Source organism: Halorubrum laminariae (genome assembly GCF_024494655.1).
Taxonomy (GTDB): Archaea; Halobacteriota; Halobacteria; order Halobacteriales; family Haloferacaceae; genus Halorubrum; species Halorubrum laminariae.
This window is the reverse complement of the sequence record NZ_JANHDL010000003.1, coordinates 91,161-115,145: the sequence shown is the minus strand read 5'-3', so window position 1 is coordinate 115,145 and position 23,985 is coordinate 91,161. Positions and strand designations below refer to the sequence as shown.

The following is a 23,985-nucleotide window of genomic DNA, read 5'->3' as shown; positions in this document are numbered from 1 at the left end:
GTCGCGGACGGGCGGACATGACCATAGACCAATACGCCGACGCCGTCGACGACCTGCGACCCGATCCGGGCGCGGTCGAGACGGCCGAACTGGTCGTTACCGACGACGTGCTCGTGAAGGCGTTCGTCCTCGGACCGGACTCCGGGATCGATCCGCACGAGCACGGCGACGCGACGAACGTCTTTCACGTGATCGAAGGAGAACCGACGGTGGTCCGTGGCGACGACGCCGAGTCGCTCGCGGCCCCCGCGGTGGTCCCGAACGAGCGCGGCGTCGTTCACGGGCTCCGCAACGAGACCGACGAGCTCGCCGTTGTCACGGCGAGCCTCTGTCCGCTCCCCTGATGGTCGCGGAAATCGACCCCGACGATCTGGCGTCGCTGCCGGACGACGAGCGGGACGAGATTCGGATCGTCGACATCCGCGACCGGCGGGCGTTCGACCGCGGACACGTCCCCGGAAGCGAATGTATCCCCTTCCCGGAGCTATCGACACGGATCACCGAACTGGCGGGCGCGTCGCGTATCGTCACCGTCTGCCCCCACGGGATCGCCAGTCAGCAGGCCGCCCAGCTGATCGGGACCTACGCCGACGCGCAGGACGCCCGCGTCGAGAGCCTCCGGGGCGGGATCGAGGCGTGGCAGCGAGACGCGGGCGAGCTGGTCGCCACGTCACAAGAGGGCGACGCGGATGAGCGCGGGGATGTCGACTGCGATGCCGAATCCGGTGGAGACTGCACCGATGATCCCGATGGCGGTAACGATGAGGGGCCAGCAGCTCCCTTCTAACCCGACCGTTCGCGTTCAGAACCTCGTCTTCAGACGTGAACCCAAACCTCCGATAGATTTTTTAACATTCCGCGGAAAATAGAATACATGGCAGAATCCGCGGTATCGCAGTCACACCCACTTGATACGATGCTGGCGGTCTCCGACGTGATTCGGAACAACCGGCTTGCCCGGCTCTATACCCGCGTCCTCGAACTCGATTCTCCAACCGTCGAAGAACTGTCTGAAGGCGTCGAGAGTTCGACGACAACCGTCTACGAGGATGTCAAACATCTCGTGGAGATCGATCTCCTAGAACGCGTTACGGAGACGCAACCGCACCGCTATCGAGCGGGTCAGATCGATATGATGATTCAGGCCAGCGGGGAGACGTTCCAGATCACTCCGACGCTCCTCGTCGCCCTCGCGGAACGTCGATCGAACGAGAATATTCGCCTCTACATCGACCGACACGGTGTCAGCGGACTTGCAACGGCGATCGAGTACGCTCGGTCGTACGCCCAGTCGAAAATGAACGCTCGAATCATGGCCCGTGAACAGGATCTCTCGGTTCTCGAAGCAGAAACTATCCTCCAAGAACTCGAAGAGATCCTCCACAAGACTGAGCCTGACACCGCTACGAGCCTCGACATCCAAGAGCTTGACGCCGCCGTCGATGACCGAGTGGACGAATAACATTCGTGTCATCGCAACTGTTCCCGTCTGTCGAGAGCCATATTATCGACGCGAACCTCTTCATCCGGTTCGAGCGCCACGGTACCGTCGATCTACTTGAGCGGGCTGTCACAGAGCAGGATGTCATCCTACTGCTTCCCACGCGAGTATACGAAGAACTCACGCCCGAATCGCATCCGTACGAGACTCCTCCGATAGAGGATGCAATTGACGCCGGGTGGGTTCAACGTTGTGAGGAAGTTGACTATGCGAATCCAGTCGTTTCAGCGACGATGGATATGATTCGTCAGTATATCTCTGCCGCCACCGATCGTCCCGAGCACACGATAGAGCAGGCGGACGCGGAAGTTGGTGGAGCGGCAGCGACCCTCCTCAAACGCGGCCGGACAGAGTCGATCGCTATCTACACGAACGATTTACCGGCGTTCCGCGGGATCGAGCGAGCTCTCTCACAGCACGGCTACGAGGATCCGGTTCAGCTCGTCAAGGCCTTCGACTTCGTCACGTCTGTCGAGAATCGATACCAGTTTTCTAGGTGACATCTTTCCCCGTTCTCATGGGAATCAAGTCGAAATCGGTGGCACGAGTGCGGAAATCCGACGATAACAGAGTGGGTGTATTGACCGGTTCCAGAGAGAAAACGCGAGTATGCGTATCATTCGATGGTACTTGTCGAGAATCTACACCGCGTGGATCCGCGCCGTCCAGAAGTCCCTGAACGCGTCGTCGAGCGCCTCCTTCGGGCTCCCCGTCGCGTCGGAGACGTCGGTGACGTCCGCGTGCTCGCGGACTCGACCGAGGACGCTCCGCTCGCCGACGACGATCGTTCGGTCTCCGTCGCCTCCGTTTACCGACCCGTTCTCCGTGTACTCTGCGAGCGTCTCGACGGCGTCGTCGAGGTGGTCGTCTATCTGTCCTTCGCGGCGGCGCTCGAACCGACCCTGCGAGAACCCGCCCTTCGAGTGGGCCGACTTCACCTCGGAGGTGAACCCCTCGAAGGCGACGCGCTCGTTGCCCTCGTACACGCCGAGCGCGAAGGTGTCTGAGCGGACCACCGCGAAGACGACCCGACCGGTCGGACGGAACCACGACGGATCAAGCCGGAACTCGTCGTCCCAGCCGTCGAACGCCGCCGGCTCGACGGGCGGCGTGATAGCGACGCTCACCGCGCCGGTGTCGTCGGCGAGCACCACCGCCGGAGCGGCCCGCCGGATCAGCGGGGTACGGTCCCCGAACCAGTCCGACACGCTCTCCGGGACGGCGTTGGCGTCGGGGACGAACGCCGTGAGGAGTCCCTCCGGGCCGTCGCTTTCCATCGCGCGGAGCCGGTCGAGTGCGTCGTCGAGCCGCGCGCCGCGCGCGTTGCTCACGCGCCGGAAGTCGACGGCGGCCTCGTCGCCGCCGGCGCGCTCAAGCCGCTCTTCCAGCGACTCGATCCGGTGTTCGAGTTCGTTGACGCGCTCTTCGGCACGCTGACGGTCGGCGACGGCGTCCGACCGCCGCTCCTCTTCGGCCTCGGCGCGGCGTTCGAGGTGGCGGTTCGCCTCCTCTAACTCCGCGATCTGCTCTTTGAGCTCGGCCCGACCGAGCAGCCGGTCTATCATACCGAGTGCGGGACGCCCGACGACCTAAAAGGTGCGTCCGTCGGAGGCGGATCGCCGAGAGGGAAGCGATTAGTCGCCGCCGTCGAAATGCTGGGTATGGATCCGACGGAGCCGATCGAGACCACGAGCGCGTTCCGCGGGCTGGAGAGCCGCGCGTCGGGACGCGTCCACGAGACGGCCGACCCGACGACCGTTCCGGACGACGAGCAGGCGCGGGGACTCGACCCCGTCTACGACTACGACGCGGTCGATCCCGAGACGCTGCTGGCACCGGCGCGCGACGGTCCCGCCGGGGCCGGGCGGGGGCACTGGCGGTTCGACTCGCTGCTCCCGTTCCCGGCCGATGCGGCGCTGTCGGCCGGCGAGGGGGCGACCCCGCTCGTTCCGACCGAGCGCCTCGCCGACGAGCTCGCCGTCGACGCGGTGTACGTCAAAGACGAGGGACGAAATCCCACTGGCACCGTGCTCGACCGCGGGCTCTCTGTCGCACTCACCGCTGTCGCGGGGCGGGCGGCCGCGGGCGCGGACGTGGAGCCGCTCGCGTGTGCGAGCCCCGGCAACGCCGGGCAGTCGATGGCGGCGTACGCGGGTCGGGCCGACCTCCGGTCGTACGCGTTCGTCCCCTCGCGCTGCGCGTTCTCGAACAAGGCAATGACGAACGTCCACGGCGGCGACATGCGCGTGGTCGGTGGGCGGTTCCCGGACGCCGCGGGAGCGGTCGCAGAGCAGCTTGAGACCGACTACACCGACCTCGGGGAGTTCGCAACTCCCTACCGCCACGACGGGGTCAAGACGCTCGCGTTCGAACTCGTCGTCGACCTCGGCGAGGCCCCGGACGTGGTCGTCGTCCCGACGGGCACCGGCGAGGTCCTCACGGGCGTGCACAAGGGGTTCCGCGAGCTGGAGCGGGTCGGCACGATCGATGAGACGCCGACGGTCGTTGCGGCGCAGGCGGCCGGCTGCGCCCCGATCGCGGCCGCGATAGAGCGCGGCCTCGACGAGCCGGAGCCGTGGGAGACACCCGACACGATCTGCGGCGAGCTGGAGATCGCGGACCCGGCAGGCGGCGCGGCCGCGGTGGAGGCGATCCGCGAGAGCGGCGGGACCGCGGTCGGCGTTGCAGACGAAGACGTGCTCGCGAGCGCGGTCGCGGTCGCGCAAAACGAGGTCATGGAGATGGGTGTGACGGGCGGTGCCGCGCCCGCCGGCGCGTGGGCGCTCGCCGAGGACGGCTTCTTCGACGGGGGAGAGACCGTCGTCCTCGTCAACAGCGACGCCGGGCTCAAGACGCCCGACGTGTTGCGCAGCCACCTGATGGGACAGGGGATCTGAGCGTCGCCCGCCCGCCATCCGAACATGTTCGCGACGTTCGACACGTGTCCGGGTATCCGACCGTGCACTGCGATGACTCAACTCGACGTCAGGGAGATCCCCCCGAACGAACGACACGACCGCATCCACGACGCCTTCGCGGATCTCGCTCCCGGCGAGTCGCTCACGATCGTCAACGATCACGACCCGAAACCGCTCTACTACGAGCTGTCGGCGGAAGTGCCGGCGTTCGACGACGAGGGATACACCGTTGATCGCGAGGGGCCGGAGCGGTTCGTCGCCGAGCTACCGAAGGCCGCGACCGACGGCTCCGTCGAGACCGTTCGGATCGACGCGATCGACGGTGAACCGCACGCGGAGGCGTTCCCCGGACGCGAGCCGAAGACGGTCCGGCTCTCGCTGTCCGCCGGCGAGGGAGTCGCCGCGCACGACCACCCCGGCCGCGCGGTGCTGTTCCACGCGCTTGAGGGGTCGTTCGACGTGCGGATCGACGACGAGACCCACGTCGTCGAGGCCGGCGAACTCCTGCGGTTCGACGGCGACCGGACCGTCGAACCGACCGCGCGCGAGGACGCGACCGCGCTCGTCGTACTCGCCGAGCGGTCCGAGGCGTGAGATGCGGATGCGAGTGGGCCGCAACGGACGCCGCGGCCCGTCTCTCGACCCCGAACGTGTTCGACGCGTTCTCGACGACCGAGGCAGCGCACGACCCGTTACAAACACCACGCTCAGATCACCCGATACGTCATGACGAACGACACGCGACTCGATCGACGACGGTTCGTACAGGCGACGACTGCCGCCGGCGCGACGCTCCTGCTCGCCGGCTGTTCCGGTGGGAGCGGTGACGACGGTTCCGGGGGCGGCGGTGATAGCGACGGTTCCGACGGCTCCGATAGTTCCGATGGTTCGGACGGCGGAAGCGACGGTTCCGACGGCGACAGCGGAAGCGGCGGTTCCGACGGTGGTTCCGGCGGCAGCGTCGAGTACCTGAGCGAGGATCCGGACTACGGCGGCTGGTTCGACGGCGTGAGCAACTACGATCAGACGGTCGACGCCACGGGACAGGATGAGGTCACCGTCAGCGTCGGTGCGGCCGACGGCCTCTCGTTCGGCCCGGCCGCGGTGGCGGTGAGCACGGGGACGACCGTCGTCTGGGAGTGGACCGGCCAGGGCGGCGGCCACAACGTCTCCGCGGAGTCGGGCGACTTCGAGAGCGAGACGGTAAGCGAGGAGGGACACACCTTCGAGCACACCTTCGAGGAGACGGGGACCTACGAGTACGCCTGTACGCCCCACGAGACCGTCGGCATGAAGGGCGCTATCGTCGTCCGGTGACGCCGCCCGGCTGACCGACTGCGGCCACGTGCTCCTTTTCTGCGAACCCACCTCCGAGAGTGATCCGTCGGCGGCGCGAGAGCGATCACCGTCGCTCGCGCGCTGCGCGACGATACCCGCGACGATATCCGCCGCGTACCGCCGGCGAGGGATGCTCACCCGGATCACGTTCTTGGATCGCAAAAATCCGCCGCGTATCTCCCGAACGTGTTCGCGCGTTTCTAGCGGCCCCGCAAGCCGCTTGACGAGGTATATACGGGAGTCCACAACGTCCGACTGTCGCGAGAACACGCCACTCGCGGAGACCACCTATGTCACAGGATACACGACGGTCCACGGACGCGGGGGAATCGGGCGACCAAGCGACCGGTGACGACGGCTTCGACTCGATGCTCCCCGGACTCCGTCGCCGGGACTTCATGAAGGCCGGTGCCGCGGTCGGCGGTCTCAGCGGGCTGGCGGGCTGTACCAGTCTGTTGAGCGACGAAGAGACCGTCGACGGGACGGCGTCGGCGAGCGGGGCCGACAACTCCGTCCCGCCGGGCGAACACGACGAGTACTACGCGTTCCTCAGCGGGGGCCAGCAGGGCGACGTGCGGGTGTACGGGCTCCCGTCGATGCGCGAACTCATCCGCATCCCGGTGTTCAATCGGGACGCCAGTCAGGGGTACGGCCACGACGACGAGAGTCGACAGATGCTGGAGGACGCGGGCGGCTACACGTGGGGCGATACCCACCACCCGCGGATCAGCCAGACTGACGGCGACTACGACGGCCGGTTCGCGTACGTCAACGACAAGGCGAACGGCCGAATGGCCCGCATCGACCTGACGTACTTCGAGACGGACGCCATCGTCGACATCCCGAACCAGCAGGGGACCCACGGCGCGTGCGCGCAGCTGCCGGATACCGACCTGATCTTCGGCGTCGGCGAGTTCCGGACGCCGATCCCCAACGACGGCAGCGGCGAACTGCACGATCCCGACTCATACGGCTCCGTCCTCGCCGCGATCAACCCCGAGTCGATGAACGTCGAGTGGGAGGTGCTCATCGACGGCAACATGGACAACGGGGACGGGAGCAAGGAGGGTCGGTACTTCTTCACAAGCGCGTACAACAGCGAGGAGGCCGCAACCGAGTCGGGGATGACGCGTGACGACCGCGACGACGTGAAGGCGTTCGACATCCCGCGGATCGAGGCCGCCGTCGAAGCCGGCAACTACGAGACGATAAACGAAGTTCCGGTCGTCGACGGTCGGAAGGACAGCTCGCTCAATCAGGGCGACGAGCCGATCGTCCACTACATCCCGACGCCGAAGAGCCCGCACGGGGTCAGCGTCACGCCGGACAACGAGTATGTGATCGTCAGCGGGAAGCTCGACCCGACCGCGTCGGTCATCGACATCGACGCGATCGACGAGGTCGACGACCCCGACGACGCCATCGTCGGCCAGCCGAAGCTCGGTCTGGGCCCGCTCCACACCGCCTACGACGGGCGGGGGCACGCGTACACGACGCTGTTCATCGACTCGCAGGTCGTCAAGTGGGACATCGAGGAGGCCGTCGAGGCCGAGGCGCGCTCCGAGAGCCCCGTCATCGAGAAGATAGATGTCCACTACAACCCCGGCCACCTCATCGCTTCGGAGTCGTACACGGAGGACCCGGCGGGCGACTGGCTCATCTCGCTGAACAAGCTGTCGAAAGACCGGTTCCTCCCGGTCGGCCCGCAACACCCCGAGAACGACCAGCTCATCTACATCGGTGACGACGAGGAGGGGATGCAGCTCGTGAAGGACTCGCCAGCGCAGGCGGAGCCGCACGACGCGTCGATCTGCCACAAGTCGAAGCTCGACCCGGCGAAGACGTACGACCCCGACGACCTTGAACTCAGCTACACCGACGAGGGCGAGGAGACGATGGAGCGTGTCTCAGAGGACCGCGTCGAGATCGAGATGTACTCGACGCGGAATCACTACGGCTTCCAGGAGATGACCGTGCAGGAGGGCGACACGATCGAGATGCAGGTGACGAACATCGAGACCACGAACGACATGCTCCACTCGGTTGCGATCCCCGAGCACGACATCAACATGCGAGTCGCTCCCCAAGAGACGCGGAAGGCGACGTTCACCGCGGACGAGCCGGGCGTCTACTGGATCTACTGCGCGCACTTCTGTAGCGCGCTGCACTTGGAGATGCGCTCGCGGCTGATCGTTGAACCGGAGGGATAACGCATGTCTTCGTCGCTCGCGCGGCTGACCGAGATCCGACGCGCGCTCCCGCTCGCAGCGGCGGCGCTGCTCGTCTGCGCGCTGGCGGTTCCGATGTGGCAGATCACGCTCACCGCACCGCAGTACCCCGGTCAGGAGCTGCTCATCGAGCTGTACGCCTACCCGCGTCTGGGCGGCGACTTCGCGGAGGTACAGGGACTCAACAAGTACGCCGGCTTCTACTACCCGGACCCGGTGTACGTCGACCCGAACTACGCGGTGCACGAGGGTGCCATTCGAGTCCCCGAGTGGCTGCTCGGGCCGGTCGTGTTCGTCGGCCTCGCGCTCACCGGTGCTTTCGTCGCGTTCGCGCCGACCGTCCGAAAGCTCAAGGCCGGGCTCACCGCGCAGTTCGCTGGGACGATCGCCGTCTTCGTCGGCATGTTCGCGTTCATCCAGTACCGGCTCTATCAGGCCGGCCACTCGCTCGACCCGGACGCGCCGCTGCGCGGCATCGACGGGTTCACGCCGCCGCTTCTGGGCCCCTACGAGGTCGCCAACATCAGCGGCTTCGCGTGGTTCGGTCCCGGCGGGTACCTGACCGTCCTCGCGGTCGCGCTGCTCGCGGTCGCGTACCTCGCGCGGAACTCCGAGGCGACGGTCGCAGACCTCCCCGCGTTGGCCCGGGCGCTTCCGAGCGAAATCCGCGAGACCGTCACGCGACGCCGAGGCGGCGAGCACGCCAGATCGAACCGACGCGACGAGGATTCCGAGCCGAACCGCCGAGACGGAGGGAACTATGACGGGTAGTCGCGTCGAACCCGCCTTCCTCACCGCCGCCTGCGTCGCCGTCGTTCTCGCGGTCGCCCTGCCGGTCGTCGCCGGAGCCGGAGTCGCGGACGCGGGCGGGGTCGCGGACGTGGGCGGGGTCGCGGACGCGAACGGAGACGTGACCCCGAGCGGATCGGGTGCCGAGAGCGTCGCCAACGAGACCGGCGACGACGAGGGGATCGCCCCCAACGTGTCGACCGGACACGCGGCGACCGGCGTGACCGCACCCGACCGCGACGGCACCGCGACCGTCGACGGCGAGAAGTTCGCGTCGGCGCAGGCCGCGGTCGACGCCGCCGATCCCGGCGACACGGTCGTCCTCGACGGCCGGTTCGACGAGCGCGTCAACGCCAGCGTCGACGGGATCCGCCTCGTCGCGGCCGCGGACGGAGCCGTGATCGACGGCGGCGGCGAGGGACGCGTGCTGACCGTGAGCGGCGAGAACGTCACGGTCTCCGGGGTCTGGATCCGGGGGTCCGGGAGCGACCTCGGCACCGAGGACGCCGGCGTGTTCGTCGCGGGCGACGCCGCCCGGATCGAGTCGGTCAGAATCACGGGCATCGCGTACGGGATCTGGATCGACGGAGTCGACGAGGCTGTCGTCGAGGACGTGCGGATCGACGGCCGCGAGGAGGTCTACCCCGTGACCGACCGCGGCAACGGGATCCACCTCTACGAGACGACCGGCACCGTCGTCCGCGACAGCGAGATTTCGCACGTCCGCGACGGGATCTACTTCCAGTGGGCGACCGACGTGCTCGCTGCGAACAACACGATCCGGAACGCGCGGTACGGCGTCCACTACATGTATTCCGACGACAACCGGCTCGTCGACAACGTCGCCGTCGACAACGGCGTCGGCTACGCGCTGATGGTGAGCGAGGGGCTGACGGTCCGCAACAACACCGCCCTACGCAACGGGGGCACGAGCGGCCACGGGATCATGGCGAAAGACATCGAGGAGTCGACGATCGCCGGCAATCACCTCGTCGCGAACCGGCACGGCCTGTACCTGTACAACGCGCAGGACAACCGCGTCGTCGACAACCTGCTGTACCGAAACGGGGTTGGTGTCCACAGCGCCGCCGAGAGCAACAACGCGGTCGTGGCCGGCAACAGCTTCGTCGCCAACGACCGCGCCGCGCGGACCGCCCGCAACTCGCTCGCCGAGTGGAACGGCACCGACCGCGGCAACTACTGGTCCGGCGCGCGCGTCGCCGACCGCGACGGGGACGGCGTGAGCGAGATCCGTCACCGCCCGATCGGGCTCGTCGAGACCCTCGTGGACGACCATCCGCAGGCGGCCGTCTTCGCCGACAGCCCGGCGTTCGAGGCGGTTCGGCTCGCCGAGAGCTCGTTTCCGGTGATCGAGTCGTCTGGCGTCGTCGACCGCCGCCCCCTGACCGAGCCGAACCACGACTGGCGCGTCTACGCGCCGAACGACGGCCCCGACCGCGGCGGGAATCGATCCGCGGACGCGGAGGGACACCAATGAGAATCGACGCCACTGACGTTCACAAGGCGTACGGGGACGTGACCGCCCTCGACGGGCTCTCGCTTTCGGTTCCGAGCGGGTCGACGTTCGGTGTCGTCGGCACCAACGGTGCCGGCAAGTCGACGCTGTTCCGTATCCTCGTCGGCCACGACCGGCCGGACGCCGGCACGGTCGCGGTCGGCGGCACGGACGTGACTACGGACGGTCGTTGGATCCGCGAGCGCGTCGGTTACCTCCCCGAACACGTCGGCTTCCCCGACGGGCTCACCGGCCGCGAGGTGCTCGGCTTCCACTCGCGGATGCGCGGGCTCCCCTCTGACGGCCGCGTCTCCCGCGCGATCGACCGCGTCGGGCTGACTCCGGCAGAGGCTGACCGCCGCGTCTCGGGCTACTCGAACGGGATGTGTCGACGGCTCGGGCTGGCGACGGTGCTTCTCCCCGACCCCGACGTGCTGATATTGGACGAGCCGACCGCGGGACTCGACCCCCGGGGCGTCGACGAGTTCCACGCCATCGTCGAGGAGATCACGGCGACAACGGACGCGACCGTCGTGTTCTGCTCGCACGTCCTCCCCGAGGTTGACCGGCTCTGTGACCGCGCGGCGGTGCTCCACGAGGGACGGGTCCGCGCGGCCGGCCCCGTCGAGGAGCTGGCGGCCGACGCCGCGGCCGATCCGGACGCGCCCGCCAGCGAAGACGGACTCCGCGCCGCGTTCCGCGAGGCCGTGACGGACGCCCCCGACGAGGCGTCGGAGGTGGCTCCATGACGGACCCCGCCGACGAGCGGGTGTCGGACGGACGGGGCCCGGACGACCGAAATCCGGAGGATCGGAAGTCTGCCCCCGCAGAGACGGACACGCGCCTCGACGGCGGGCACGCCCGCGCGACGGTCGCGGAGTCGGTCAAGACGGTGGAATCGGTCGATCCGTCGGAATCGGAGACGGCGACGACAACCGCGCACGCCGCAGATCCCCGCGGTGCGCTCCGACGGATTCTGACTGTCGCCGCCACAGAGTACCGGCTCGCGGTCCGGAGCCGCTGGGCGCTCGCGCTGACCGGGCTGTTCGTCATCTTCGGCGCGATGATCATGACCTTCAGCGGCTCCGCGGTCGGCCCCGAGGGCGCGGAACGCGTCATCGCGTCGCTGACGAGCCTCGCCGCCTACCTCGTCCCGCTCGCGGCGCTCGCGCTCGGCTACGACGCCGTCGTCGGCCGCGAGGACGAGGGGTGGCTCGCGGTCGTGTTCTCGCTGCCCGTGCGTCGGAGCGAGGTCGTCGTCGGGACGTACCTCGGGCGGCTGGCGGTGCTCGCGGGAGCGACGGTCCTCGGATTCGGATTCAGCGGCGTCCTGATCGTCCGCGAGTACGGGATCGGTCAGTGGTCGGCGTTCCTCGGGTTCCTCCTCGGCGCGGTCGCCGCGGGGGCCGCGTTCCTCGCGGTCGCGCTGCTTTTGTCGACGGTCGCCCGCGAGAAGACCCACGCGCTGGGCGCTGCGCTTCTCGTGTGGGTCTGGTTCGTGTTGGTCCACGACCTGCTCGCGCTCGGGCTCGTCGCCGCCTTCGAGCTGCCGAACGCCGCGCTCACGGCCTTCGTCCTCTCGAATCCGGTGAGCGCGTTCCGCGTGCTCGTGTTGAGCGGGCTCGGGACCACGAGTGGCGGAGGGTTCACCGCCCTGTTAGCTGGCAGCGGGCTCTCGACGGGTTTGCTCGCGACCGCGCTCGTCGCGTGGTGTGCCGTTCCAGTCGCGGCCGCGTCGCAGCTCGTCCGCCGTCGCCGACTCTGACGATCCCGTCTTTTTCGCTCGACTCGGTCGGCGCGGGTCGCGTCACTGGACGCGGTCGACGCCCTCAGCGCCGTCGTCGACCGCCTCGAAATCGATCGGCCGGCGCGGGAGGTCGTCGACGAACTCTCTGACGACGGTGCGCTCGACGCGCTGGAGCACCTCGCTGCAGGTCGATTTGGCGATACCGACGTGTTCGGCAACCTCGGTGAGCGTGGCCTCGCGGGGTACGTCGTAGTAACCGTGGTCGACGGCTTCGAAGAGAACCTCGCGCTGGCGCTCTGTGAGCGACCCGCCGGGGTTCACGCGCTGTTGGACGTAGTCGACCTCGAAGTCGGCCCCAACGTCGCGCAGGGCGTCGCCGAACGTTGCCACGCGCTCGTGAGGACCAGTGACATCGACGCGGGCGACGCCCTCTCGGATCTCGACAGGCATCTCGATGGGGACGCCCGCCCGCCGCGCGACCATCTGTAACAGCGGGACGAGCGCCTCGACTTGCACCGTCACCACGCCGTTATCTTCGGCCATCACCGAGACGTCCGTGATCGTGTCGTGGTCCTCGATCGCGTCGAGGATCGGGTCCACGTCGTCGGCCGTGATTCGGACCAGCGCGAAGCCGGCCCCGTCGTCGGGCGTCGCGGTCAGCACCTGGAACCGCGCGTCCGAGAACTCGCGTGAGACATCGCCGACCCACGGGCCGTCCGGGATGTCCACGCGGAGACGTGCCTGTGCCATGGGGTCGCTTCGGTTCCGTCGTGCAAGTACCTTCGGCTCCCAGCTGTCCTAGGTTCACAGCCGTCTTGGGTTCCCGGCTTTCCTAAGTTCCCAGCCGCCTTCGGCTCCGCGGCCGTATCGTCGTCCTCGGACCACGCTTGCGCCTTCCCAAGGCGATATCGACGGTTCTCCCGGACGGGGGTCGCGGTGGCGCGTTCCGGTGAGCGCCCGCTAGGGCGCGAACCCGAACGCGAGGGAGTCGGGCGCGCCGAGGGCGACCGGAGGGAGCTCGCGGGACGTGCCCGACGAGGCTGGGGAGGCGCGAGGTGTGGTGCCGTACCGGCCGTTTCGTTCTCGACTCGCGGCACGCCGTCTCCGAACACGTCCCTCATCCCAAGCCGTCTCCGAACACGTCCCCCATCCCAAGCCGTCTCCGAACACGTCCGCCGATTGGGGGCGAGCAGCCGGAACATGTTCGCCCCAAGCGACCCAAGGCCGGGACGCGTCCCGTTACACATGGAACTCGAAACCGTCGACTCGACGGCGATCGAACGGGCGGTGGCCGAGCAGACGGACGCGCCGACCGACGGGGAGATCACACATCTCGACGTCCGCGAACTGGGACCGCCCGAACCGCTCCGGGAAACCCTCGAACGAGTCGAGGCGCTCTCCGAGGTGGACGTTTTACTCCAGTACAACGACCGGATCCCGCAGTTCCTTTTCCCGCGACTCGACGATCGGGGATTCGCGCACGTCGGGATCGAGACCGACGATATCGACGATATCGACGAGACCGACGCCGTGGTCACGGCGATCTGGCGCGACGAGGTGGACGACGGGGACGCGGCGGGCGCGAGCGACGCGGCCTCGGAGGAGACGTCGATTCCGTGATCCTCCGCGGTGGGTGCGAGAGTCGATTGTCCCGGAGAGAACTCCGGCCGTCTTGGTGAGCCCTCGCTCCGTCTTGGTGGGGGATTCGCCCCTCCTTGAGGAACACGTTCGGGTATGTCCCCAAACGGATCGAGTCCGTACCCCGAACACGATCCATGTTGGACGACCTCGACACGGCTCGACGGCCGCTGGTTCTCGTCTGGGAGGTCACACAGGCCTGCGGGCTCGCCTGTCGGCACTGCCGCGCGGACGCCCGCCCGGAGCGACATCCCGACGAGCTCTCGACGGCCGAGGGGAAAGAAATACTCGACGACGTGAGGGCGTTTACGGAGGGCCAGCTCGTCGTGCTCTCCGGCGGGGACCCGATGCGGCGACCGGACCTCGTCGAACTCGTCGAGTACGGGACCGACATCGGACTCACGATGACGCTGACGCCGAGCGGGACGCGATCACTGACCGGCGACAGCATCGAGGAACTGGCCGCGGCGGGACTCTGTCGCATGGCGGTGAGCCTCGACGGAGCGACGGCCGACGCACACGACGCCTTCCGGGGCGAGACCGGGAGCTTCGAGGAGACGCTCCGCGCGGCCCGCGCGACGACCGCGGCGGGACTTCCGCTCCAGATCAACACGACGGTCTGCGCGCAGACGGTCGAGGAGCTGCCGGCGATCGCCGACCTAGTCGAGGAGCTCGGCGCGGTGCTCTGGAGCGTCTTCTTCCTCGTCCCCGTCGGCCGCGGGCAGATCCTAGACCCCGTCTCACCGCGGCGGGCAGAGAGCGTCATGTCATGGCTCCACGACATCCGCGCCGAGGTCCCGTTCGGAATCAAGACCACCGAGGCACCTCACTACCGACGGGTAGGAATCGAACGACGCGACCGGTCGTCGGACGACGGGTCGCAGGGTCCGACGCGGCGCGCGGGCATCGTCGCCGGCGACGGGTTCGCCTTCGTCAGCCATACCGGTGTCATCTATCCCTCGGGATTCCTCCCGAAGGCCGCAGGCGATGTCCGGAGGGACGACGTTGTCGACGTGTATCGCACCGCCGACCTGTTTCAGTCTCTGCGGGACCGAAGCGAACTTTCCGGTAAGTGCGGCGTCTGTCGGTACCGGAACGTCTGCGGCGGCAGCCGATCCCGCGCCTACGCTGCGACGGGCGACCCGCTGGCGAGTGACCCGCTCTGTGCACACGTTCCGGACGGCTGGGACGCGCAGGCGGAGCAGCCGGACATCGCTGGCGACTGACGAGCCGGACGATAGCCGCCGGCACGGTCTCTGTGAAGGTATTGTCGCCTGTGATCCTTTTCGGTCTATCGCCGCTACCGACGAATGGGGCGAACGTGTTCGGCAGGGAGGGTATCACGCGACCGAGAGTATGATTGGACGTGACTGCACCCTCTCACGACGCGATCGAACCGGTGACAGAGCACAGCCACGACAACTCTTGGTCGGCCAATCTGGAGCGACCGGCCCACGCGGACGACCAAGAACTCGTGCTCGAACAGGCGGAGACGGCAGTCGAGAAGACCGTTCCGGGCAACCACGTCAACCTCGTCACGCACGGGAACCACGGCCACCCGGTGACGTACCTGTTCTCGCATCTCGACGCGGTCTACGGCGACGACATCGAGGTCACGTACGTCCAACAGTGCGGCTGTGGCGGCCACGTCACGCGCGTCCACGTTCAGTAAGGAAAGACGGGAGACCGAGGTCACATCCGGTGACGGCGGCACGAATTTCTCGGCCGAGGTACTTCTTCGCCGCTCGTCTCAGTCGTCGCTCAGAATCCCTTCCGCCACGGCCATGTCGTCGATGGTCGGATCGTCTTCCGACTGGCGGAGGACGAATCGCTTGCGGACGAGATCGCCGACGTAGAGCACCGTGCCGAGGATGATCAGCGTATCCCCCGGCAGGCGGGCCCAGAACAGCGTCTGAACGATCGGCTGCTCGTAGAAGGCGAGGCTCCTGCCAGCGGCGTAGCTACCGGTGAACACCGCCTCGAGCTGTAAGAATCCGACCGGGAGCACGGAGACGAACACCATCAGCGCGAGCCCGAGGTTCCAACACCAGAAGGCTCCGCGCAGCCACGACCCGTCCCAGCGGTCCGGCTCGATGGAGAGTTGCAACATGTACGTGACCATGCCGAGCGCGAGGAAGCCGAACGCGCCGAACATCGCCGCGTGGGCGTGGCCGACCGTGAGGTAGGTCCCGTGCTCGTAGTAGTTGATGAGCGGGAGATTGATGAAGAACCCGAGGACGCCCGCGCCGACGAAGTTCCACACGCCGCTGGCGACAATGAACATGAACGGCAGCCGGTACGGGAAGGTCCCGCTTTCGGCCATCGTTCGGTACTGCCCCAGCGCCTCGTAGAGGATGAACACGAGCGGGATGAGTTCGAGCGTCGAGAAGACGCTCCCGATGGGCAGCCACATGTCGGGCATTCCGATCCACCAGTAGTGGTGGGAAACGCCGATAACGCCGGTGCTCATCACCAAGAGTGCCTGCAACATCACCGCCTTCTCCGCACTCCGGCGGCGCAGCAGGTTCATCGAGACCAGCGTCAGTCCCACGATGGCGACGATGAAGAACTCGAACGCCCCCTCGACCCACATGTGGACGACCCACCAGCGCCAGAACTCCGTCACCGCGATGTTGGTGGTCGGCGTGAAGAAGAACCCGGCGGTGAAAAGCAGCGCAATGGATCCGCCGGCGTAGAGTATCATGTGCGCGAGGCCGTACACCGGTTCGCGGTCGAGCAGCGGCTTGAGCCCCCGAATCGAGAGCACAGCCCAGAGTCCGAATCCGGCCAGCAACCCGGCCTGCCAGATCTTCCCGACTTCGAGGTACTCCAGTCCCTCATTGCCAAGCAGCCACCACAGCGCACCGTCAAGGTACCCGTTCGCACCGATCCAGATGCCGCCGAGGCCGCCGACCGTCACCACGACAATAGCGCCTAGCAGCCCGTCGACGAGCGTGGACTGGTGTCTCGGCTCGTGGCCGGTCAAAAGCGGTGGCAAAAACAGTCCCGCGCCGAGCCACGTCGCGGCGATCCAGAGGATCCCCAAGTCGATGTGCCACGTCTTGGCGATCGCGAACGGGAGCAGTTGGAGGATATGCACGCCGAAGATCTCCTCGATGCCGAAGAAGCCGGCGCGCTCGATGTAGAAGTGAGCGAGCAGTCCGCCAAGCACGACCTGTGCGAGAAACAGGCCGGCGGCGACCGGAACGAACCGCAGTGCGGACCGCTGGCTGGGGAAGACGCTTACCTCACCGGGTTCCGGCACCGAGATATCCTCCGCGGAGGGCTCGGGTAGCCGAACCGAGTTGTACAGCCAGATTCCGAATCCGGCACCCCCGACCAGCAGAATCATGGCGATGACGCTCCACGTCATGGCCGCGCCGGTCGCGTCGTTGCCGGCACCGGGCGCGTAGGGCCACTCGTTCGTGTACGAGTGGTCGCTGTTCGGCCGGTCGGTATGGGAGAACCACGCCGTCCACATGGCGAAGTCGGCGAACTGCCGAGCGTCGTCCTCACTCTCGATCATGCCGGCGGGTACACCGCGGTCATGGCTCCCCTCGTGGTACCGTTCCACGTACTCCTCGCGGACCTGCTGATGAGCGTACAACTCCGCCGGCGAGTACTCGACGGTTCCGCCGTCGTATCCGCTGTCTAGGTCAGTACGGACCACGTCATCAACCGCCGCCTGCTCTTCGGACCGGAGCGCGTCGTACCCGTCATCGTATCGCTCTTGAGCGTAGTACGACCGCATGAACTGCGTTTTCAGTTCGAGCGCGTCGGCGGTGTAATCCTCGCCGTAATACGCGCCGTTCCCAAGGATCGACCCGTGGTTCATCAGCCCGTTCCGCTGGAAGGTCTTTTTCCCGTCTCTGATGGCTTCATCCGTCACGACGGTCTGCCCGTCTGGCCCGGCAATCTGCTCTGGAATCGGCGGTGCCTCCTGATACGCGAACCACGCGCCCGCCCCCATCACGGCGAGATTGAGAATGAACGCTGCCGCGATGACCTTCGCGATCGTCTTTCGTTGTAGCTCCATGTCTACCCGTGGCCGCCGGGTGTACTAACCCGGACTCCCGAACATATTACCTTGCAGCGCCGAATCAGTTCCCGGTCGACAGATCGCGCTTTATACGCGCTTATTCCCCGCTAATTAACCTGTGTCAACTTAATGGTTTGTACTAGTATGCGGCGCTGTATCCCCTCCCTACTCGCTCCCGTTGGTCACTCCTTGAGGAAGGGGCATTCTCGCCTCAATTCTGGTGACTGGACGCCAGTTGAGTGTGTCGGCGGCAGCGGCACGCGGTCGAGAGAGCGTGCCAGCGGGCGGCTACCCGTCTCGGTCGAACGATTGACGGTAGAGCACCTCGCGCTCGCGGAAGACGACGACGGCCATCCGCGGCTCCGTGTCGACCGTAACTGTCGTCTCGTCGTCGTCAGTCACCTCGTCGACATCGGTGTCCGGAGCCCACGGGCGTAGCCCCTCCGTTGCTGGCTCCACAGCGACATCAACGCGATCGGCGTCAAGTGCATCGCCGCCGGCGTGGGCGAACGTCACAACGCCGCCCTCGCCATCGTCGGGCTCGTACGCGACCTCGAACGTCGCCTGTGGCGCGATTACGTGCTCGGTCACGGTCCGGGTCTCGTCGCCGCCGGTCCACTCGACGGCGACCGTCGTACCGGCAGACAGATCGCTGAGTGACAGCGTCTCTCCGCCGGTTAGTCGGTCCGTCTCGTCTGCGGGCTGGACCGCCGCGGGCTCGCCGTCGATCAGGACTCGGAACGCGTCGGCGTCGCGGCGTACCTCGTCGACGTAGCGGAGCGTCGTCTCCGAGGCTTTGCCGCCTCCTCGCTCGTCTCTGGCTTCCTCACCTCTGGCTTCCTCGTCAACGACGAATCCGCGGCGGGGTGCCGCCGAGAAGTGGGCGACGGAGCTCGTCGCCGAGCCGTTCTCGAACTCGGTGTGGACGCTGACGACCACGGTGTCGTCGAGCCCGACGCCGTCGACCGTGATCGCGTCTCCGTTCGTCAGCTCGTCGTGTTCGGCCGCGAACGCCGACTCCTGATCGCGTTCTCGCCCTCGCCGCTCGCCGGCACCGCTCGTCGACACGCGCAGTCGCTCGGGGTCGACGGGCCGTGAGCCGACGTACTCGACCGTCATCGCCTCGGCGTCGGCGTCGTAGGTCGCCGCGACCGCGTCGCGGGCCGTGGTCGTCCCGCCGAGGTGGTGCTCGCGATCGCCGCCGGTCCACACGAGCCGCACCCGCGAGAGCGCCGGGACGGGGGCGGTGAACGAGTCGTCCGGGCCGAACTCGTCGAGTTCGTCCGCGGGCTGGGCATCTGTCGGCGTCCGCCCGGCCTGTAGCTCCAACTGCGAGGCGGGCAGCGCCCGGCCGCCGCGATGCTGCACCGTAACCTCGCCGGCGTCCGCGTCGTACTCCATCGTCGCACGCGTGTTCGGCACGACCGTCTCCTCGGCGACGACGACCGGCTCGTCCGGCTCGCGCCACTCGACTGCGACGGTACTCCCCAGTGGGAGCTCACCGAGCACGAGCTCCTCGTCCCCGGAGAGGGTGTCGTACTCGTCGGCGAACTGGGCGTCGGTCGTCTCTCCGTCGACCAGCGTCACGAACGCGTCGGCGGGCCGAGACTCTTCGCCGTCGTACCTGACGGTGGTCCCTTCCTCGACGCGCGAGCGGATCCAGACCTGCGGGGGTCTGGCGCGGTAGTGGACGAGCGAGCCGCGACCGACGCCCGGCGGTTGCTCGACGTCGAACTCCAGTTGGACGCTGTCGCCGATCGACACGTCCTCGACGGTGACGGCGTCGTCGGGTTCGAGCGTCCCGTCGGTGAAGTCGCTCCCGACCGTCCGCGTGCCATCCTCGCCGCGGTGGACCACTCGAAGATCGCTTGCGTCGGCGGAGCGATCGGCCTCATAGGTGAACTCCAACGTTTCGCTCGCCATCTCGTAGTCGACGGCGAACGCCTCGCGGTCGACCCGCTCGCGAGCGTAGGTGTCGTAGGCGTTCGCGTCCGCGTCGAACCACCGCAGCGTGACGGTCCCGATCAGTCCGGTCTCGACGGTAATATCGTCGCCTGCCGTGAACTCCTCACCGTCGAGGACCGCGTCGCTCACCTCCTCGCCGTCGTGCCACACCTCCAGCTCTGTGGCTGGCACCGCCTCGCCCTCAACGTGCTCGAAGGTCACCGTTCCGGTGGCACGGTCGAATCGTGACCGAACCTCGGCGTCCGGGGACGCCTCGCGGTCCAGCTCCGGGGGTGCCTCGACGACGGCGTCGACGAGCACGATCCCGTCAGTTCGAGTGATCGCGGTCTCGACTGGCTCGGCGGGGTCGACCGAGCGCACGAGTCGCTCAGCGGTCTCGTCGGTGAGATCGTCTGCTTCATCGGCCGGACGGATCACGTACGCGTTCTCTGCCGTTCCCTTCAGGTCGCGGAGATCTTCGGGGGCGGTCTCGAAGCCGGCGGCGAACGCGTCGACGCTGTCGGGAACCGCGGTCGGGAACGGCCCGCCGGCGGCGTCCGGAATCAAAAGCACCGTTTCGAATCCGCCGAGACGGGGTAATGCGGCCGCCCCCAGCGGCGACTCCGCGAGACGGTCGGTCTCGGCGGCAGCCGCGCGGCCGGCGGCCCGGGCGGTCTCGATACGCCGGTCGGTTCCGTCGTCTCCTGACGCGGTCGAGCGACCGCGAGGGCTCGACGAGGGGCCACCGCCCGTCACGGCGGCCGCCACGCCGTCGCCGGCGACGAGTGCGGTCTCGCCGTCGTCCGCGAGCCGCCAGCCTGCGGGGAGGTCGTCCGTCGCCTCGGCCTCCGTGGTGGCGTCGGCGGGCGTCTCGTCATCGGCCGCGCCGCCTCCGTCACCGTTCGGTTCGCCGATCGCGAGCGTCGCGCCGCGGTCGGGTCGGTCGAAGCCCCCGGTGGCCGTCACCAAGTTGACCCCGCGGTCGCTCGGCGTGACCGAGACCGTCGCCGACAACTCGTCGGCCTCGACCTCGAGCCGCTCGGTCGCGGAGCGGGCGCGGTAGCTCAGCTCTTCGTCCGCGTCGGCGTCGACGCGGTCCGCGATGACCGTCGCGTACGTCGTTGACAACGCGTCGCCCGCCGGAACCGGGAGAAACGCGTCGGCGAACGGTGCCGAGAGGTCGACATCGAGATCGGCCGGAGATCCGTTCGGATGGCCGAGAGCGTGCGGGTCGGTTTCGGGGTCGAGAACCCCTGTCAGCGCCGCGAGCGTCAGGGCGCTTCCTCCGAGGAAGCGCCGACGGGAGGGTCGTACCATACACGGAGGTACCGATGTCACATGTAAAGTGATATCGGTGACACAAACCGCCGTTGTAGCCTCCCGGCACCGCCCATCTCGGGCCGTCGCCAATCGTCGGCCTCGTCGAAGCGTACCGGAGGCTCGCGCTCGTATTTTCATGTCGATAGTGATCGCAGAATCCCGGTCTGTCTGCTAGATATATTCATTTTAAATGTATTCTTTATTTTTTATATAACACACGAATAGACTCAGTCGAGTGTTCGGACTGCGTTCACAACGGTGATCCACAATCGGAAATCGATCGCAGTTCGAATCACGTCGCGATCGAGAAATCCGTGCTCCGGTTCGATGGCGAACAGAATTGACAGTGTTTGGTCGTCAATTCTCCTACAAAAATCACATATATGGCTGAAAGTGGTATATTTAATGCGTTAATCGAAATGTTTTCGCGGGAGTTCTCAATAGCTGTGACTTGATGACGCGGTGGTTCTTATCGGTGAATTTCGGCAGCGGTTCGGCATCTCTTCAACGAGCGTATCGCGAACACGATCGCGAGTAGAGGTGAGATGGAAATGAGAATTTGAATGTTCTCAATATATAAAAAGTATTAGTTGACGTGTAAATACTCAATTATCAAATATTCTATCGCCGCCGGGGTGGGAACTGCAAAAGGGAACAACGCGCCGTGGTTTCCATTGACACTGCGGGAGATGGAGGCGTCGCGATATCGCTGGTCTGGTCGCAAAATGGCGGTCCTCTGAGGCGAAGAAGTAATTACAAGACTATAATTGTAATGTGTAGGTGACGTGTGAATCGATATTACCAATCAATCTGCTTCATTCTCAATATGCGAACAGATAGATCGTGCCATAATTTACGATCATATGTTGTTCTAGACGGCATACAATAAAATATACCAGTGAACCGATCGGTTCGACGAAAAATGAACGACTGCGCTAGGAGTCTAACGCTCCTTGGCGGTACGAACTCCAAGATCGGCTGTGATTTGCCACAAACCACCGGTAAAGGAAGGCCTTCGCGGGGCGCATGCCAGATAGCAGCGCAGATATCCGTCAGTGACCCGGCAAAAAATCCACATGATTAATAACTGAATATGCAGTTCGATCGATGGAGATGCGCTCCACTACACGAATCCCATTTACGATATGTGAATAGATGCACGAGCACGCTCGGCGCTGGTCGGATCGGAGGTTGTCGACCGATCACCAACATATTTAACAGATACCTGTGATTGAGAATTCGTACCATGGCAGCAGAAAAGCGGTTCGTCAGTCCGGACGATGTCGAGACGATCCGACTCGACTGGGGGACGATTAAGTGGATGAACACCCCGGACGTCGTTGCCGACGGTGTAGCCGACGATCTCCCCGCGCCGGAGGACGATCCCGAGCTCCGGCTCGGGGACGTTCCACGTCGAGTCGCTCCGGACGCCGACGGCCTCGCCCGGGCCGACAGTCCGAGACGGCGTCGCCTTGAAGAAGATCTCGGGGCGCTCGGCGTCGTACACGTCGAGGTACATGTCCGGCATGGAACTCTCCGCCTCCCGCGCCTGTTCGCTGATCGCGTAGGTCACGCCCGCGGCCCACACCTCCGTCGCGTCGACCGGCACCGTGGCGTGGTTCGCCACGAACGCCTCGGCGACGGTATCGGCGTCGTCCAGCAGTCTGGCGGCGATTTCGTCGACCGACGATCCGGCGACGCTCGCCGCACGAGCCACGTCCCCGAACGATCGGAGGTCCGCGTCGGCGCTCGTGAGGTCGTACGTCGCGCCCTCGCGACGCACCGAAATACGTCTGTCTCCTGATATGTTCAGCTGATGGTAACGCATTCACCCGCACATCGACACCGATTGGCATAAAAGTACGTTCTCGACTGCAGGCCCTCTCGGTGGGATCACCGGTCACCGACTCCGGTGCGGATCCGGCTCCGGAGGCGACATGAACTGAGACGGGGCCGTACCCGTCGATCATACTAGTCTGTAAAATAGGTATTCTGCTATTTTATAATTTGTATTATGTGTCTATTTCAGTTTTGAACTACGTAGACCGCTACCCGAGATCGGATCGCACGGCAGTGGAATACGACGTGGATCTGTGAGTCCCGTCAACGCGACTTAGTGTCATACCGAGATGATATTATCGACATGAATACAACAATACGCTAATTTAATCACTAAATATCGCTATATATTATGATTATAACAGTTTTGAAGGCGATAGTATCTATTAAATCACGCAGTCACGGTCGCTCGTTAGGACGATCGGTCACCGTTTTGGTATCCGTGTCGTGATCTCTGACATCTATCGCAAGCGACCGATAACCGGTTGTTGCATCTGTGCCGTAGGTGTTCGATCGATGTCTGTTTCCATATTTATCAAGATTTATAATAGTATATAAAATTAATACTATTTCCCGATCGTCGCGGATAGCGGTCGCTAGTCGGAGTTGGTCCAACCTTTTTGTCGTCCCGTCCGTAGCTCTTGGCGTCGTGAACACGATCCAAGTTCGCGTCGCGGTGCCGACGTGCGCGTGCTGTCCCCTCGCCAAACTTTCGGAGGAGACGGCCGTACAGGAGGTCCGGGTTGACCCCGAGCAGGGGCGGATCGACTCCGTCGCCGAAGACGCACCCGCCGGGTGCCGCCGACCTCGCCGCGGCGGTCGACGAGCGCTACGAGGCGATCTGGAACGTCGATTTCCCCGCGAGCGCTGTTGATCTGCGCGGACTCGACCCGGCGACCCGAAAAGAACGCGTCCGCGAGCGGTTCGCGTCGCTCGACGCCGGCGAGGAGTGCCTGATCGTCAGTGACCGCGATCCCGCGCCGGTCCGCGGGTTCCTCCTCGATCACGTCGACGCCGACGCGCTTCCGAGCTTCCGCGTCAAACGACAGAACCCGGAGACGTGGTTCGCGCGGACGACGCATCCTTGACATCCTCCCCGCGCTCAATCGCGAGGATTCCCACGGCACTGCGCCGCTGGGTTGGGTATTGTGGTTTGTAGCTGTCCGGC

At 66.0% G+C, this 23,985-nt stretch carries 21 protein-coding genes; 16 read left to right on the top strand and 5 right to left on the bottom strand.

Annotation, left to right across the window (positions count from 1 at the left end; genetic code table 11):
- The first annotated feature begins 17 nt into the window (after nt 1-17).
- From NO887_RS06650 to NO887_RS06635, 4 genes are all read left to right on the top strand, one after another.
- Complete coding sequence (locus NO887_RS06650) at nt 18-344, top strand: cupin domain-containing protein (protein ID WP_256417692.1); 327 nt, start codon at nt 18-20, stop codon at nt 342-344.
- The gene (locus tag NO887_RS06645; protein ID WP_256417691.1) at nt 344-787 is read left to right on the top strand and encodes a rhodanese-like domain-containing protein; all 444 of its coding nucleotides are present in this window, start codon (nt 344-346) and stop codon (nt 785-787) included. Before NO887_RS06650 ends, NO887_RS06645 begins: the two co-directional genes overlap by 1 nt.
- Nucleotides 788-874: 87 nt before the next feature.
- Nucleotides 875-1,462, top strand: coding sequence for a helix-turn-helix domain-containing protein (locus NO887_RS06640; protein WP_256417690.1), 588 nt, complete (start codon nt 875-877; stop codon nt 1,460-1,462).
- Nucleotides 1,463-1,467: 5 nt separating this feature from the next.
- On the top strand, nt 1,468-2,001 hold the full coding sequence (locus NO887_RS06635) for a PIN domain-containing protein (protein WP_256417689.1): 534 nt from the start codon (nt 1,468-1,470) through the stop codon (nt 1,999-2,001).
- A gap of 141 nt (nt 2,002-2,142) precedes the next feature.
- Here NO887_RS06635 and NO887_RS06630 read toward each other — a convergent pair whose 3' ends face one another.
- Nucleotides 2,143-3,066 (bottom strand): Vms1/Ankzf1 family peptidyl-tRNA hydrolase, encoded by a 924-nt coding sequence (locus tag NO887_RS06630; protein ID WP_256417688.1) that lies wholly within the window; start codon nt 3,064-3,066, stop codon nt 2,143-2,145.
- Between the two features lie 96 nt (nt 3,067-3,162).
- Here NO887_RS06630 and NO887_RS06625 point away from each other — a divergent pair, with 96 nt between their 5' ends.
- The 8 genes from NO887_RS06625 (at nt 3,163) to NO887_RS06590 (ending at nt 12,055) form a co-directional block, all read left to right on the top strand.
- Nucleotides 3,163-4,398 carry a pyridoxal-phosphate dependent enzyme gene (locus tag NO887_RS06625; protein ID WP_256417687.1) on the top strand — a complete coding sequence of 412 codons (1,236 nt, stop codon included), beginning with the start codon at nt 3,163-3,165 and terminating at the stop codon, nt 4,396-4,398.
- A 72-nt stretch (nt 4,399-4,470) separates the two neighbouring features.
- Complete coding sequence (locus NO887_RS06620; RefSeq protein WP_256417686.1) at nt 4,471-5,013, top strand: DUF2249 domain-containing protein; 543 nt, start codon at nt 4,471-4,473, stop codon at nt 5,011-5,013.
- Nucleotides 5,014-5,145: 132 nt separating this feature from the next.
- Nucleotides 5,146-5,736 carry a halocyanin domain-containing protein gene (locus tag NO887_RS06615; protein WP_256417685.1) on the top strand — a complete coding sequence of 197 codons (591 nt, stop codon included), beginning with the start codon at nt 5,146-5,148 and terminating at the stop codon, nt 5,734-5,736.
- Nucleotides 5,737-6,047: 311 nt separating this feature from the next.
- A complete protein-coding gene (gene nosZ / locus NO887_RS06610) occupies nt 6,048-7,967 on the top strand; it encodes a TAT-dependent nitrous-oxide reductase (RefSeq protein ID WP_256417684.1) in 1,920 nt (639 codons plus the stop codon).
- A 3-nt stretch (nt 7,968-7,970) separates the two neighbouring features.
- Nucleotides 7,971-8,756 (top strand): hypothetical protein, encoded by a 786-nt coding sequence (locus tag NO887_RS06605; RefSeq protein WP_256417683.1) that lies wholly within the window; start codon nt 7,971-7,973, stop codon nt 8,754-8,756.
- Nucleotides 8,746-10,272, top strand: coding sequence for a nitrous oxide reductase family maturation protein NosD (nosD, locus tag NO887_RS06600; protein WP_256417682.1), 1,527 nt, complete (start codon nt 8,746-8,748; stop codon nt 10,270-10,272). Before NO887_RS06605 ends, nosD begins: the two co-directional genes overlap by 11 nt.
- Nucleotides 10,269-11,039 (top strand): ABC transporter ATP-binding protein, encoded by a 771-nt coding sequence (locus tag NO887_RS06595; RefSeq protein WP_256417681.1) that lies wholly within the window; start codon nt 10,269-10,271, stop codon nt 11,037-11,039. The genes nosD and NO887_RS06595 overlap by 4 nt, the downstream gene beginning before the upstream one ends.
- 20 nt (nt 11,040-11,059) lie before the next feature.
- Complete coding sequence (locus NO887_RS06590; RefSeq protein WP_379812497.1) at nt 11,060-12,055, top strand: ABC transporter permease; 996 nt, start codon at nt 11,060-11,062, stop codon at nt 12,053-12,055.
- Between the two features lie 42 nt (nt 12,056-12,097).
- On the opposite strand, the gene NO887_RS06585 is transcribed toward NO887_RS06590, so the two are convergent.
- Nucleotides 12,098-12,787 carry a helix-turn-helix domain-containing protein gene (locus tag NO887_RS06585; protein WP_256417679.1) on the bottom strand — a complete coding sequence of 230 codons (690 nt, stop codon included), beginning with the start codon at nt 12,785-12,787 and terminating at the stop codon, nt 12,098-12,100.
- 495 nt (nt 12,788-13,282) lie between these two features.
- Here NO887_RS06585 and NO887_RS06580 point away from each other — a divergent pair, with 495 nt between their 5' ends.
- From NO887_RS06580 to NO887_RS06570, 3 genes are all read left to right on the top strand, one after another.
- A complete protein-coding gene (locus NO887_RS06580) occupies nt 13,283-13,657 on the top strand; it encodes a DUF2249 domain-containing protein (protein WP_256417678.1) in 375 nt (124 codons plus the stop codon).
- Between the two features lie 155 nt (nt 13,658-13,812).
- The gene (locus NO887_RS06575; RefSeq protein ID WP_256417677.1) at nt 13,813-14,901 is read left to right on the top strand and encodes a radical SAM protein; all 1,089 of its coding nucleotides are present in this window, start codon (nt 13,813-13,815) and stop codon (nt 14,899-14,901) included.
- Nucleotides 14,902-15,035: 134 nt separating this feature from the next.
- Nucleotides 15,036-15,347, top strand: coding sequence for a CGCGG family putative rSAM-modified RiPP protein (locus NO887_RS06570; RefSeq protein WP_379812368.1), 312 nt, complete (start codon nt 15,036-15,038; stop codon nt 15,345-15,347).
- Nucleotides 15,348-15,425: 78 nt separating this feature from the next.
- Here NO887_RS06570 and NO887_RS06565 read toward each other — a convergent pair whose 3' ends face one another.
- The 3 genes from NO887_RS06565 to NO887_RS06555 form a co-directional block, all read right to left on the bottom strand.
- A complete protein-coding gene (locus NO887_RS06565) occupies nt 15,426-17,711 on the bottom strand; it encodes a nitric-oxide reductase large subunit (protein ID WP_256417675.1) in 2,286 nt (761 codons plus the stop codon).
- 291 nt (nt 17,712-18,002) lie between these two features.
- Nucleotides 18,003-20,975, bottom strand: coding sequence for a hypothetical protein (locus NO887_RS06560; RefSeq protein ID WP_256417674.1), 2,973 nt, complete (start codon nt 20,973-20,975; stop codon nt 18,003-18,005).
- A 1,141-nt stretch (nt 20,976-22,116) separates the two neighbouring features.
- Nucleotides 22,117-22,806 (bottom strand): fumarylacetoacetate hydrolase, encoded by a 690-nt coding sequence (locus tag NO887_RS06555; protein ID WP_379812364.1) that lies wholly within the window; start codon nt 22,804-22,806, stop codon nt 22,117-22,119.
- Between the two features lie 754 nt (nt 22,807-23,560).
- Here NO887_RS06555 and NO887_RS06550 point away from each other — a divergent pair.
- Nucleotides 23,561-23,905, top strand: coding sequence for a DUF2249 domain-containing protein (locus NO887_RS06550; protein WP_256417673.1), 345 nt, complete (start codon nt 23,561-23,563; stop codon nt 23,903-23,905).
- The last annotated feature ends 80 nt before the right edge of the window (nt 23,906-23,985 follow it).